Origin of the sequence: Phenylobacterium sp. (genome assembly GCF_004799395.1) — a bacterium.
Classification (GTDB): Bacteria; Pseudomonadota; Alphaproteobacteria; order Caulobacterales; family Caulobacteraceae; genus Phenylobacterium.
Window position 1 is genome coordinate 1 of sequence record NZ_SSMZ01000142.1, and the last position, 12,771, is coordinate 12,771.

Annotated in this window: 11 protein-coding genes; 8 read left to right on the plus strand and 3 right to left on the minus strand. The window is 67.9% G+C overall.

Annotated elements, in window-relative coordinates:
* Positions 1 to 498, plus strand: a 498-nt coding sequence (locus tag E8A12_RS09400) for an ATP-binding protein (protein ID WP_293367961.1), incomplete at its 5' end; no start/stop codon positions are given.
* Positions 499 to 667: 169 nt separating this feature from the next.
* On the plus strand, positions 668 to 886 hold the full coding sequence (locus E8A12_RS09405) for a general stress protein (RefSeq protein ID WP_293367963.1): 219 nt from the start codon (positions 668 to 670) through the stop codon (positions 884 to 886).
* Here the strand turns inward: E8A12_RS09405 and egtB are convergent.
* Positions 878 to 3,133 (minus strand): ergothioneine biosynthesis protein EgtB, encoded by a 2,256-nt coding sequence (gene egtB / locus E8A12_RS09410; RefSeq protein WP_293367965.1) that lies wholly within the window; start codon positions 3,131 to 3,133, stop codon positions 878 to 880. The two genes, E8A12_RS09405 and egtB, sit on opposite strands and share 9 nt — an antisense overlap.
* A 195-nt stretch (positions 3,134 to 3,328) precedes the next feature.
* Here egtB and E8A12_RS09415 point away from each other — a divergent pair, with 195 nt between their 5' ends.
* Positions 3,329 to 3,904: a sigma-70 family RNA polymerase sigma factor gene (locus E8A12_RS09415; protein WP_293367981.1), complete on the plus strand. Its 576-nt coding sequence runs from the start codon at positions 3,329 to 3,331 to the stop codon at positions 3,902 to 3,904.
* Between the two features lie 63 nt (positions 3,905 to 3,967).
* Positions 3,968 to 4,207 (plus strand): hypothetical protein, encoded by a 240-nt coding sequence (locus tag E8A12_RS09420; protein WP_293367967.1) that lies wholly within the window; start codon positions 3,968 to 3,970, stop codon positions 4,205 to 4,207.
* Positions 4,208 to 4,213: 6 nt separating this feature from the next.
* On the opposite strand, the gene E8A12_RS09425 is transcribed toward E8A12_RS09420, so the two are convergent.
* The gene (locus tag E8A12_RS09425; RefSeq protein WP_293367969.1) at positions 4,214 to 5,959 is read right to left on the minus strand and encodes a CocE/NonD family hydrolase; all 1,746 of its coding nucleotides are present in this window, start codon (positions 5,957 to 5,959) and stop codon (positions 4,214 to 4,216) included.
* Positions 5,960 to 6,132: 173 nt separating this feature from the next.
* Between E8A12_RS09425 and kynU the strand changes: the two genes are divergently transcribed.
* The 4 genes from kynU to E8A12_RS09445 all read left to right on the plus strand — a co-directional run bounded on the left by kynU (position 6,133) and on the right by E8A12_RS09445 (position 12,212).
* Positions 6,133 to 7,365, plus strand: a complete 1,233-nt coding sequence (kynU, locus tag E8A12_RS09430; protein WP_293367971.1) for a kynureninase — start codon at positions 6,133 to 6,135, stop codon at positions 7,363 to 7,365.
* Between the two features lie 98 nt (positions 7,366 to 7,463).
* Positions 7,464 to 9,263, plus strand: a complete 1,800-nt coding sequence (locus tag E8A12_RS09435; protein ID WP_293367973.1) for an ATP-binding protein — start codon at positions 7,464 to 7,466, stop codon at positions 9,261 to 9,263.
* Positions 9,264 to 9,861: 598 nt separating this feature from the next.
* Positions 9,862 to 11,748: a methyl-accepting chemotaxis protein gene (locus tag E8A12_RS09440; RefSeq protein WP_293367975.1), complete on the plus strand. Its 1,887-nt coding sequence runs from the start codon at positions 9,862 to 9,864 to the stop codon at positions 11,746 to 11,748.
* Between the two features lie 2 nt (positions 11,749 to 11,750).
* Positions 11,751 to 12,212 (plus strand): chemotaxis protein CheW, encoded by a 462-nt coding sequence (locus tag E8A12_RS09445; protein ID WP_293367977.1) that lies wholly within the window; start codon positions 11,751 to 11,753, stop codon positions 12,210 to 12,212.
* Positions 12,213 to 12,401: 189 nt separating this feature from the next.
* On the opposite strand, the gene E8A12_RS09450 is transcribed toward E8A12_RS09445, so the two are convergent.
* Positions 12,402 to 12,771 (minus strand): hypothetical protein (locus E8A12_RS09450; protein WP_293367979.1); only part of this gene is annotated, 370 nt, incomplete at its 5' end.

The following is a 12,771-nucleotide window of genomic DNA, read 5'->3' on the forward strand; positions in this document are numbered from 1 at the left end:
GACCAGATGGAGGAGATGATCTCCGCGGCGCTCACCTTCGTGCGCGACGCCAGCCGGCCGGGGGAGCGCACCCCGCTGGAGCTGTCGTCGCTGCTGGAAAGCCTCTGCGACGAGATGGCCGAAACCGGCGCCTCCACGGAGGTGGAGTCGGGCGAGAAGGTGGTGCTGGAAGGCGACCCCATGGCGCTGCGGCGCCTGTTCTCCAACCTGCTGGAAAACGCCGTGAAGTTCGGCGGGCGCGCCCGCACGCGCGTGTTCCGCGACGGCGCCAACGCCTTCGTGGAGATCGAGGACGATGGGCCTGGCATCCCGCCCTCGGACCGCGAGAAGGTGTTCGAACCCTTCTACCGGCGTGAACCCTCGCGCAGCCGCCAGACCGGCGGCATCGGCCTCGGCCTGGCCGTGGTGCGCTCCATCGCCCGCGGCCACGGCGGTGACGTGGACCTGATCAACCGCGTCGGCGGCGGCCTGACGGCGCGGGTCCAGCTTCCCCTCTAGGGGCGTCCCTCTCGAATTTGTGATGACGCCGCGGAAACCCACCGCAAGGCGAAGCTTTGCGTCCTGACGCCCCCAACGCGCAACTCCGACGATTTTCGACGCAACCTTGGCCGCGCCTCGTGGGTTAGCCCACCGCAACGTCACAAGTCGCCCGAGGAGCGTACCCCCCATGCCCACCGCCGACACCGGAAAGCCCCGCGCCCGTAGAGGCTTCGCCGCCATGAACCCCGAACGCCGCCGCGAGATCGCCCGCAAGGGCGGCGCCAGCGTGCCGGGTGAAAAGCGCAGCTTCGCCAAGGACCGTGATCTCGCCGCCGCCGCGGGCCGCAAGGGCGGCGAAGCCAGCCGAGGCGGCGGACGCACCCGCGGCCGGGGCGACCTAGGCTAAGAGCGACACCACCGCGAAGGCGGGCCCCTCGCTCAGCCAATTGGCTTCCAGCGTCCAGCCCGCCTTCTGCGCCAGCGCCGCAAAGCGCTCGATCGTGAACTTGGCCGAGTTCTCCGTGTGGATCGTCTCGCCCCGGGCGAAGGCGAAGGCCGAGCCCGCGACCCTCACCCGCTGATCCTTCAGGCTCTCCAGGTGCATCTCGATGCGGCTCTCGGCCGCGTTCCAGATCGCCCGGTGCGCGAAGGCGTTCAGGTCGAAGTCCGCGCCCAGCTCCCGGTTGATCCGCCCCAGCAGGTTCTTGTTGAACGCCGCCGTGACGCCCAGCGCGTCATCGTAGGCGGCGATCAGCACGGCCGGATTCTTCACGACGTCGATGCCCACCAGGAACCGCGAACCGCCGCCCAGCAGGCCTCGCGCGCCGGCGAGGAAGGCCTGCGCCTCCTCCGGCGTGAAATTGCCGATGGTCGAGCCCGGGAAGAAGCCGGTGACCGGCCGGCCCTGCGCGGCCGCCGGCAGGCTGAGCGCGCGGGTGAAATCATCCAGCAGCGGCGCGACCGTCAGCTTCGGATAGTCGCGGCGGATGGCGGCGGCGGCCTCGTCGAGGGCGGCGCGGCTGATGTCGATCGGGGCGTAGACCGCGATCTGCGGCGCGGCGTCGAGCAGCAGGCGCGTCTTGGTGCTGGCGCCGCTGCCGAATTCCACCAAGACTGCGCCAGGCGAGATGATCTTGGCGATCTCCGGCGCGATCTGGCGCAACAGGCCCACCTCGGTGCGGGTCGGATAGTATTCGGCCAGCTCGGTGATCGCCTCGAACAGGCGCGAGCCCTCGGCGTCGTAGAAATATTTCGGCGGGACGGCCTTCTGCGGTCGGGAAAGCCCCTCAAGGACGTCGGCCTCGAATTCGCGCGTCACCTCCGCCTGGGCATCCCGGACGGTGTCGCGGGCCAGCCGGACGCCGGAGAACATCCAGCGCTGCTGCGGATAGAAGAAATTGCGGTAGCTGGCCCGCGTGTGGCCGGTGGGCGTCACGGTCGCGCCGCCGCGCAGGACGAACTGGCCGGCCATGAACTTGCCGTTGTACTCGCCGACCGCACCGCCCGCGGGCTGGAACCCCGGATAAGGGGCATAGGCGCTGCGGGTCCACTCCCACAGGTCGCCGAACATCTGGCGCAGGCCCGCGCCGGGCGGCGGTGCGCCAGGCGCCAGGCGTCCCGTCCCCATGAAATTGCCAGCGACCGATAGCCCGGCGGCGGCATGCTCCCACTCCGCCTCGGTGGGCAGGCGCGCGCCCGTCCAAGCGGCGTAGGCCTCGGCCTCGTAGAAGCTGACGTGGGCCACCGGCGCGGCCGGGTCGAGCGGCCGCAGGCCGTGCAGGGTCATCGAGCTCCAGCCGCCGGGCTCGCTCGCGGTCTCCTGCCAGTACAAGGGCGCGTCCCAGCCCTCCGCCTGGGCCCGCGCCCAACCCTCGGAGAGCCACAGCTCCGGGCGCCGGTAGCCGCCGTCGGCCATGAACGCCAGCCACTCGGCATTGGTCACCAACCGGTCGGCCAGCTCGAAGGGCTCCAGCCAGACCTTGTGACGGGGGCCCTCGTTGTCGAAGCCGAAGCCCGCGCCGTCGTGGCCGATCTCCACCAGCCCGCCCTCGTAGCCCACGAAGCGCAACGGATCCGCAGGATGGCCGTGAGCGGCGTGCCGCGGCGGCGCGTAGGCCGGCTGCAGCGGCGACTGGGCGAAGAGATGGAGGATGTCCATCAGGATCAGCTCCTGGTGCTGCTCCTCGTGGGCCAGGCCAAGGTCCAGCAGGGGCGCGAGCTCGCCCGCGCCGTCCGCCAGCAGGCGGCCCATGGCCGCATCCACGTGGGCCCGGTAGGCGATCACGTCATCCAGCGACGGGCGGGTCAGCAGACCCCGCTGCGGCCGCGGCTGCCGCGGGCCCAGCGCCTCGTAGTAGGAGTTGAACAGGTAGTGGAACCGCGGATCGAACGGCTTGTAGCCTGCCAGGTTCGGGACCAGCAGGAAGGTCTCCCAGAACCAGGTGACGTGCGCCAGGTGCCACTTGGTGGGGCTGGCGTCCGGCATGGACTGGGCGAGCTGATCTTCCGGTGTCAGGGCGCGGGTCAGGTCCTCGGTGGCCTGGCGCACCGCGCGGAAGCGATGGACCGCGCTCGAGGGCTGCGCATGCGGCGCGGCCGCGGCGTGCTGAGCGAGCGGCGATGCTAGCCGCTGCGGGTCGTCGGACTGGACCATAGGCCTCCTCTCCACGCGCCCGTCGCCGGACGTCGCCTCCCCGCAAGACCAAGACCTAAGCATTCCGCGCGCAGGCGCAACCGTGCTGGCGAACAAGGTTCGCGATCAGACGGCCTTTCAACTCCGAACGCCCCGGAACGGATGCGTTGGGCTTGCGTTTTTCGAGGCGCCGGGCGCGGGCGAGAGGCAAACGTGATGACTCCGGACAAGACGTCGACCAGCGCCCGCGCCCTGCCCGAAGCGCCGAGCTGGCGCGATGAGGTGGTGAGCCTCATTCCGGCGCTCCGGGCCTTTGCCTGGTCGCTGTGCCACAACTCTTCCGACGCCGACGACCTGGTGCAGGACACCCTGATCAAGGCCTGGACCAACCGCGAGAAGTTCGAGCCCGGCACCAATCTGCGCGCCTGGCTGTTCACGATCCTGCGCAACACCTACTACACCGCCGTTTTGCGCCGCCGCCGCGAGGTACGCGACGAGATGGGGGAATACGCCGGAACGCTGAAGTCGGCGCCGACCCAGGACTGGAGCGTCGCAGTGCATTCCCTGCAGGAGGCGCTGCTCAAGCTGCCCGACGAGCATCGCGAGGCCCTGGTGCTGGTGGGGGCCGCCGGCCTCTCCTACGAGGAAGCCGCCGAGATCTGCGGCTGCGCGCTCGGCACCATCAAGAGCCGGGTCAACCGCGCCCGGGCCCGGCTTCTGAAGATCATGGACGCCCACGAGGCCACCGACGTCATGGCGCTCGAAACTCTGCCTGTCGCTGGGCGCGCGTGACGGAACGCGAGCTTGGCCTTGACCGTTGACTGTCCTGGGACGTCAACGAAGAGGACTCACGCCATGGCTGACCACGAACATCCCGATGACGCCGCGGCGGGGACACCGGATGACGTCAGCTTCGAGGTCGAGGACGAGCGGCTGGACAAGGCCCTGAAGCGCAAGGAGCGCGAGCGGGCCGGCGCGCCCGGGGCCGAGTTCGGCCATGACCAGACCTACCGCCCCGGCTACCACCAGGGCGGCGTACGCTTCGGCTTCTTCCACCACGACGAGCCGAAGGATAAGCCCGACGGCAAGCCGTAGCTGGGTCTACTTCCCGTCCGGATAGACCACCGGCAGGACCAGCGCGGAAGGGTGGGCGGCGTCCATGTAGACGCTATTGGTCGCCACGCGCGGGGCCTGGGCGTGACCGCCCGCCGCCTCGCCGGTGTTGGGGTTCACCTCGAAGCGCGGGCTGTTGGACGAAGTGATGTGCACCGCGATCCGGTGTCCCTTCTCGAAGGTGATCGCCGTCGACCACAGGTCGATGTCCAGTTCCTCCGGGGCGCCGGGCGTCATCATCTTCACCTGATCGGGCATGCGGCCATTGCGGAAGCGCGCGCGGACCGGGGCGTCCAGCACCAGGGCCTCGTAGCCGTCGGGATAGACGTCGACCAGCTTGGCCATGAAGTCGGTGTCGGGGCCGTCGGTTGCGCCGTAGAGCTCGACCTTCACCGGACCTGAGATCACCACGTCCTTGTCCAGCGCCGGTGTCGTGAACCGCAGATAGTCCTGCCGCGCCGGGATCGCCCGCTGGTCCATCGGCCCGCGCTCGAAGGTGAGGTTCGCCCCGCCCACTGTGGGCACGGGATTGGCCGGGTCGAAGCGGTAGCTGAGCTTGGTCCCCTCGCCTGTCGGCGCCTTGTTGGACAGCGTCTTGTCCGGTTCCAGGTAGAAGCGCACCTCGCGATTGGCCGGCGGCCAATTGGCGGAGGTGCGCATGCCGTTCTTGGGCGAAACCGCGCCCTTTTCCGCCGCGGCCATCATGAAATAGGACACCGGCGGCTCGTCCATGATCCCGTTGTCGACACCCTTCAGCCAATAGTCGAACCAGCGCAGCTCCTGGTCGCTGGCCAGGTTCAGGCGGTCAAATCCCGCATAGGTCAGGTTGCCCGACAGATTGCCGTGGCCGAACGGCCCCATCATCAGCTTCTGGTTGCCGCGCGCACCCTTGGCGCCCTGGTTCTGCAGGTACTCGAAGTTGGAAATGTTGCCGTGGTTGAAGATGTCGTACCAGCCGCCGACGTTGAAGATCGGAATCTGGATGTACTTGCGGTTGGTGCTCATCGCCGAGCGGTTCCAGAAGACATCGTCCTCGACCCGGCGACGCTGGGTGTCGAGCACCTCGTCGGAGACGCCCTGCCCCTTCGACCAGCCCAGCACGTCCTTCTCTTTCAGGACGCCGCCCGGATAGCTGTTGGCCAGTAGGTCGTAGGGCGCGACCACCACATAGGCGGCCTTCAGGTGCGGCGGGGCCGCCATGGCGGCCTCGTTGGCGGTGATTCCCATGGCCGAGCCGCCGGTGAGCCCGATCTTGCCGTTGCTCCAGGGCTGTTTGGCCGCCCACTCGACGCTGTCGTAGCCGTCCTCGATGTCGTTCTCGAAGGCGGCGTAGAAGCCCTGGGAACGGCCCTTGCCGCGGGTGTCCTGCAGGACGAACACGTAGCCGGCGTCGGTGTAGTGCTTGGCCTGCTTGGTGAGGGCGTCGCGCATCTTGGCCCCGTCCGGGTCGTGCTCCTTGTCGATGCGCCCGTCCTTGAGGTACGGCGTCCGGGTCATCACCACCGGCCATGGCCCGGTTCCGGCGGGCTTGTAGACATTGCCGGCGAGCTTGGCCCCGTCGCGCATCACCGCATATTCCTCGACCGTGCCCGGCGGCAGGCCCGGCCATTTGGCGGCGGCAGCCATAGCGGCGGCGGCCTTCTTGTCGGCCGGCTTGTCGGCGGCTCCTGCCGCGCCGGCGGCCAGGCTGAGGGCCAGGGCCGAGGCCATGGCGAAACGGCTGAGCTTGATCATCTTGGAAAATCCCCCCGGCGGGTCTTCGCCCGCGCGAAATGCGTTGGTTCAAATCCCGCGGAGCCAGGTCCGCAGGACGCGACTTAAGCACAGCCCGCCCTCGCCCGTCAGCCGCCCCTTTCTGTCCGGCCTCGCGCGCTCTATGAGCCTTGCATGGCCAAGAGACCGCTTCCGTGACCCGTGACGAGGCCCTGGCGCTGGACGCCGCCGATCCGCTGGCGCGGTTCCACGACGCCTTCGCTCTGCCGGACGGCGTGATCTACCTCGACGGCAATTCGCTGGGACCGCCGCCGCGGGCGGTCCACGACCGGCTGACCGAGGTCTCCCGTCGGCAATGGGGCGAAGGGCTGGTGAGGAGTTGGAACACCGCCGACTGGATCGGCGCGCCGACCCGGGTCGGCGACAAGATCGCCCAGAGGATCGGCGCTGACCCCGGCGAGGTGACCGTCGCCGACTCCACCACCGTCAACCTCTTCAAGCTCGCGGCCGGGGCCTGCTCGCTGCGGCCCGGCCGGACCACGATCCTCTCCGAAGCCGGCAATTTCCCCACCGACCTCTACGCCGTGCAGGGCCTGGGCGCCCTGCTCGAGGATCGCGTGCGGCTGAAGACCGTCGCGCCGGACGAGTTGCTCGACGCGATCGACGAGGACACCGCCGCGGTGATCCTGACCCAGGTCCACTACAAGACCTCGCGCCGCTGGGACCTGGCCGCGGTCACCGCCGCCGCCCACGCCAAGGGCGCGCTGATGCTCTGGGACCTGTGCCATAGCGTCGGCGCCATCGCCGTGGACCTGAACGGCGCCCAGGCCGACCTGGCGGTGGGCTGCAGCTACAAATACCTGAACGGCGGACCGGGGGCGCCGGCCTTCCTGTTCGTCGCCAAGCGCCACCAGGGCGCGATCCGCTCGCCGCTGACCGGCTGGATGGGTCACGCCGAACCCTTCGCCTTCGAGGACGGCTACCGCGCGTGCGCCGACATCCGCGGCCAGATCACCGGCACCCCGCCGATCCTGGGGCTGGCGGCGTTGGAGGCGGGCCTCGACCTGCAGCTTCAGGCCGTTCCGACGCTGGTGGAGGCCAAGGGCCTGGCCCTGGCCGAGCTGTTTATCGCTGAGGCCCAGGCGCGCGCCGCCGACCCGAGCCTCGTCCTGACCGGCCCACGCGAGGCAGCGGCCCGCGGACTTCACGTCTCCTTCGCCCACCCGCAAGGCTATGCGTTGGTGCAGGCGATGATGGCGCGCGGGATCATTGGCGATTTCCGGTCGCCCGACATCGCCCGGTTCGGCTTTTCGCCGCTCTTCCTCAGCTACGCCCAGGTGTGGGACGCCGCCGAGACGCTGGCGGACGTGCTCGCCACCCGAGCCTGGGACCGGCCCGAATTCCACCAGCGCGCGGCGGTGACCTGACCCGCTGGCGACGACTGCAACCCGGGACGCAACCTGCAGTCGTAACCTTATGGCAGGACTTTATGGGCAGCTTATGGAGGCAAGAGGAGGACCAGCAGATGTCTCCCCGCCCAGGAAACGCCTCCAGGTCTCTGGACCTGTTCCCGCACGCCGTCTCGTTCGCCGTCCAGACCAGCCGCAACCTGGTCGTCCAGGTTTTCGGTCTGGCGATGGTCGTGGTGAGCGCCGCACCGGTCACGCCGTGGCGCTACCTGGTGGGCTGGGCTCTGGCGGCGGTCGCCGTCCTGGCCTCGGAAGACCTTCTGCTGCGCCAGGTCGTGCGCAAGACCCGCTTCATGGTGATCGCCTCACGCATCGCACCGGTGCTGCGTATCCTGGCCACCTGCCTCTATGCGCTGGCGGCGCTCGTCCTGATCGTGCGCGGAGGACCGGTCCAGCGCCTATTCGCCTTCGCCCTGATGAGCGTATCGATGGTGCATGTGCTCATGCGCTACTACCGCTCCCGCTGGGTGCTGATCGCCAGCCTCTCGCCTTACATCGCCATCCTGGGGCTGGTCGCCCTGGGTCAGGTCAAGACCGAGCTTCGCGCCAATCACGCGGTCAACGCCGTCGCGGCCAGCTTCACCCTGCTGCTGTTCGGCGTGCAGTTCTGGTCGGCCCGAGCCCAGCTCGCAGCCTCATGGGACGAGCTGATGCAGGCCCGGCAGGCCGCCGAGGAGCGCGAGCGCGCCGCCGAGGCCGCCAACCGCGCCAAATCCAACTTCCTGGCCACCATGAGCCACGAGCTGCGCACGCCCCTGAACGGGGTGCTGGGCATGGCCCAGGCCATGACCACCGAGCAGCTGAGCCAGGTGCAGCGTGAACGGCTGAAGATCATCCGCCGCTCCAGCGAGAGCCTGCTGGCGGTGCTGAACGACCTGCTGGACCTGTCGAAAATCGAGGCCTGCGCCTTCGAACTGGAAATCGCCGAGTTCGACCTTGGTCACCTGGTGCGCGGCGTCGTGGCCGCCTATCAGCCGCTGGCCGACAAGAAGGACCTGTCCTTCCACTTCGAGATCGCCGACGACGCCTGCGGCCGCTACGACGGCGACTCCGCGCGGATTCGGCGCATCCTCTACAGTCTGGCGGACAACGCGGTGAAATTCACCGAGACCGGCGGCGTGACCATGAGCGTCTGGCGCGAGAACGACGCGGTGATGTTCAAGGTCGCCGACACGGGCATCGGGATCGACTCCGGGGACATCGGCCACCTGTTCGAAGGCTTCTACCAGGCCGACGCCAGCAGCACCCGCCGCTACGGCGGAGCGGGCCTCGGCTTGGCCATTTGCCACCAGATGACCCATTTGATGGGCGGCTCGATCGAAGCCTCCAGCGTGCCCGGCGAGGGGTCGAAGTTCATCGTCCGGCTGCCGCTGGCCCCGGCGGTTCCGCACGAGGAAACCTCGCCCGCCGAGGGGGTCACCGCCGAAGCCGAGGATGCGGTGCAGATCCGCGTCCTTGCCGCGGAGGACAACCACACCAATCAACTGGTGCTGAAAACCCTGCTGGCCCAAGCCGGCATCGTTCCCACGATGGTCGAAAACGGCCGCCAGGCGCTGGAGGCCTGGGAGACCCAGCATTGGGACGTCATCCTGATGGATATCCAGATGCCGATCATGGACGGGGTCGCCGCCACCTGCGCGATCCGCGAGCGCGAACAGGCCACTGGCCGGTCGCGTACGCCGATCCTGGCGGTGACCGCCAACGCCATGACCCACCAGGTGGCCGAGTACCAGGCCGCCGGCATGGACGGCATGGTGCCCAAACCGATCGACATCACCGCCCTGTTCGCCGCCATGGAACAGGCGCTTGAGCCGGCGCCGAACGATGCGGAAGAGGCTGCGGCGTCGGCCGCCTGACCGTCAGCCCGTCGTCGCCAAGGCTCCATGGCTCCCGCTGAGCGGGAGGTTGGCGGTGACGGAACCCCCCAAGCTACTGTTTCCCGAGGAGCTTCCTGAGACCGGTTAGGGCTCCAGACCCCATCCAGGTCACACCTTCGGATTTTCTATCTGTTTCCGCACACGCGCGGCCAATCGATCAACCCCTCGCCGCCAAGCGCATGATCCACCCCTGGCCAACTGATCTTCCGCATTCCGGAACCCATCCAACGACCGGTTGGGCCCACCACCCAGGCAGACCTTCCCGGTATTCGTGTTACCCAAGCCTTAGCTCAGTTGATCCGCTTGGGGGCGGCATGGACGCGCGTGAACGCTCGAGCCAGGGATAGTCGGCGCCATCTGGCGCGGCGCGATCAGCAAACGGGCTGACGGGTCACTCTGGCGGATGAACCCGAAGCAGCATGCCGGGTCCCAAAAACCGGAAATTCCCACAATTTACCAAAACGAAGGCTCTGCGTGGGAAACGTCTTTCGCAATAGGTTAGCCGAGGTCGTTGTCAGGACCTTTTGACGCCGGTCTCCGGGCGTGTCGGCTGCCTCAACGAGGAATAGAGGTCGCAATGGGACTGTTGGAAAACACCAAGATCGGAACCAAGATCATCGCGCTGCTGATGGCCATGGGTCTGGTCGCCGCGGGTATCGCCGTTTACGGCTCCCTTCGCCTGAAGGCGCTGGACGACACCTATAGTTACCTCATCGACCACCAGAACGGCGCGGCCCTCGACATCGCCATGGCCAACCGCGACTTCACGAACATCGGCTACGGCACCTACATGATGGTGGCCCTCGACGCTGCCAGCGATCAAGCCAAGGCCGGCAGGGGCCTGCAGCTCGAGGGCAAAGCCAAGGGTGCGGAACACATCGCCGACGCCCTGAAGCTGCTGCCGGAGCGGGCCGACCGGTTCGAGGCGATGCAGTCCAAGCTCGCTGAAATCGTCAAGCTCAGCGACGCGGCCATGGCCTTTGGCGAGAAGAACCAAGACGAACCGGCCAAGGCGGCTGAGGTGACAGCCGACAAGGGCATCGCCGAACTCATCGACACCGGAAAAGAGCTTCGCGATGAGCTGATCAAGGAGGTTCACACCCGGTCCGACGCGATCACTGCACAAAACAAGCAGGACACCATGCTGATGATCGGCGGCGCCCTTGCGGCCACCGTGCTGATGATCGCTGCAGGCATCCTGATCGCACGCAAGGGCATCACCGGTCCCCTGGCAAGCCTCGCGGTCAACATGGGCAAGCTGGCCGGCGGTGACCTGACGGTCGACGTCGAGGGCCAGCAGCGCCGCGACGAAGTCGGCGGCATGGCCAAGGCCGTGCAGGTGTTCAAGGACAACGGCGTGGCCGCCAAGGCCCTGGAAGCCGACGCCGAGCGCCTGCGCAAGGAAGCCGAGGCCGAACGCAGCCGCACAGAGGCCGAGCGCGCCAAGACTGAGGCCGAACAGACCGCGGTGGTGCAGACCCTCGCCGCGAGCCTCAGCCAATTGGCCCAGGGCAATCTGACGGCGCGCATCGATGCCCAGTTCGATGGCCAGTACGCCCAGATCAAATCCGACTTCAACGCCGCCGCCAGCAGCCTCAGCGAGGCCATGGGCACGATCTCTGTGGCGACCGGCGGAATCCGCAGCGGCTCAGATGAGATCGCCACGGCGTCGAACGACCTGTCGCGCCGCACCGAGCAGCAGGCGGCTTCGCTGGAAGAAACCGCCGCGGCGCTCGATGAAATCACCGCGACGGTCCGCAAGACCGCCGAGGGCGCCAAGGAAGCTCGCGAAGTGGTGGTCTCCGCCAAGAGCGGCGCTGAGACCGGCGGCCAGGTGGTCGCCCAGGCGATGACCGCCATGAGCGAGATCGAGGGCTCCGCCCAGAAGATCAGCCAGATCATCGGCGTTATCGACGAAATCGCGTTCCAGACCAACCTGCTGGCCCTGAACGCCGGCGTCGAGGCGGCGCGCGCCGGCGACGCCGGCAAGGGCTTCGCGGTCGTGGCCTCCGAAGTGCGGGCGCTCGCCCAACGCTCGGCGGACGCCGCCAAGGAGATCAAGGGCCTGATCTCCGACTCCGCAGCCAAGGTCGGCCAGGGCGTGAAGCTGGTCGGCGAGACCGGCCACGCGCTTGAGCAGATCGTCGATCAGGTGGGCCGCATCAATGCGCTGGTCTCCGAGATCGCCTCGGCGGCCCAGGAGCAGGCCACGGGCCTCGCCCAGGTCAATGTCGCGGTCAACCAGATGGACCAGGTCACCCAGCAGAACGCCGCCATGGTCGAGGAAGCCACGGCCGCCTCCGCCAGCCTGCGCGGCGAAGCCCAGGAGCTCGGCAATCTGGTCTCCCGCTTCCGCACTGACGGCGCGGCCGCCCCAGGCAACTCAGTCCGCGCTCAGCAGGCGAAGGTCGCCCAGCTGATCTCCATCGATCAGGTCAAGTCATCCGAATGGTCGGAGTTCTGAGCATGGCCGAGACCCTCGATTTCAACTCGGGCCACGAGCTGATCATCGTCGAGATCAGCGGCCAGCGGTTCGCTATCGACATCATGTCGGTACGCGAAATCCGCGGCTGGAGCGCCTCTACCCGCCTGCCGCAATCGCCGGACCACGTGCTCGGGATGATCAACCTGCGGGGCTCCGTCCTGCCGGTGATCGACTTCTCCTCGCGCCTCGGCCTTGGCGAAAGCGAACCCAACACCGCCTCGGTGGTGATCGTGGCCGAGATCGGCGACCGGCTGGTGGGCCTGCTGGTCGACGCGGTGTGCGACATCCTCACCCTCGGCGAGGGAATGATGCAGCCGGCGCCGGACGTCGGCGCGCCCCGCGTGCACGAGTTTGTGCGCGGGGTAATCACCACCCATGACGGCATCGTCACCCTCTTGACTCTGGATCACGTGATCCCGCCCGGTGAGCCGCTCGCCGCATAGGTGCGTCCGCGCTGGTCCGCGCTGGCCCGCGCAAGCCTTGGTCTTCCAGCAGATGCGTCCACCATCCTGGAAGTGCGCCAATGGGTCGCGTGCCGCCGGACGTAGGCCGGGAGAGAGTCGCCATTCAAGCCGGCGCCGGCTTCGCCGCTGCGGCGTATAACCAGCCATCCGGCTGGACGACACTGCCGCTCACCACCTTCCTCGAATAAGAAAATAATACGCCGCCCAGGCCACAGAGGCGACGAAGCACCCCACCAGCGCATAGATCCCATACAAGGCTGCCGCGTCGTCGGGCCCACGGCTCAGTAGAAATGCCGCGCTCGCGACCCAAGCGATCCCGATTGAGGCGCCCACGATAGGAATTCTACGCGCCTGCGAGCTAGCAGGCGCGACCTTGGAGTCAGGGGCCCTGGTCCGCCTTCCCGCGACGGCTGTGCGAACAAAATATGCAGAACTTGCCACCAGGATCATTCCCACATCGCGCGGCAAAGGGCCCTTATCAATAAAGATGATAAGAAATCCACCAATAACGAGCAATATTCCAGCAATTGACAGTAGA

Coding starts and splice junctions, on each gene's coding strand:
- E8A12_RS09405 (WP_293367963.1), top strand. CDS start 668: ATGCCCACCGCCGACACCGGAAAGCCCCGCGCCCGTAGAGGCTTCGCC.
- egtB (WP_293367965.1), bottom strand. CDS start 3,133: ATGGTCCAGTCCGACGACCCGCAGCGGCTAGCATCGCCGCTCGCTCAG.
- E8A12_RS09415 (WP_293367981.1), top strand. CDS start 3,329: ATGACTCCGGACAAGACGTCGACCAGCGCCCGCGCCCTGCCCGAAGCG.
- E8A12_RS09420 (WP_293367967.1), top strand. CDS start 3,968: ATGGCTGACCACGAACATCCCGATGACGCCGCGGCGGGGACACCGGAT.
- E8A12_RS09425 (WP_293367969.1), bottom strand. CDS start 5,959: ATGATCAAGCTCAGCCGTTTCGCCATGGCCTCGGCCCTGGCCCTCAGC.
- E8A12_RS09435 (WP_293367973.1), top strand. CDS start 7,464: ATGTCTCCCCGCCCAGGAAACGCCTCCAGGTCTCTGGACCTGTTCCCG.
- E8A12_RS09440 (WP_293367975.1), top strand. CDS start 9,862: ATGGGACTGTTGGAAAACACCAAGATCGGAACCAAGATCATCGCGCTG.
- E8A12_RS09445 (WP_293367977.1), top strand. CDS start 11,751: ATGGCCGAGACCCTCGATTTCAACTCGGGCCACGAGCTGATCATCGTC.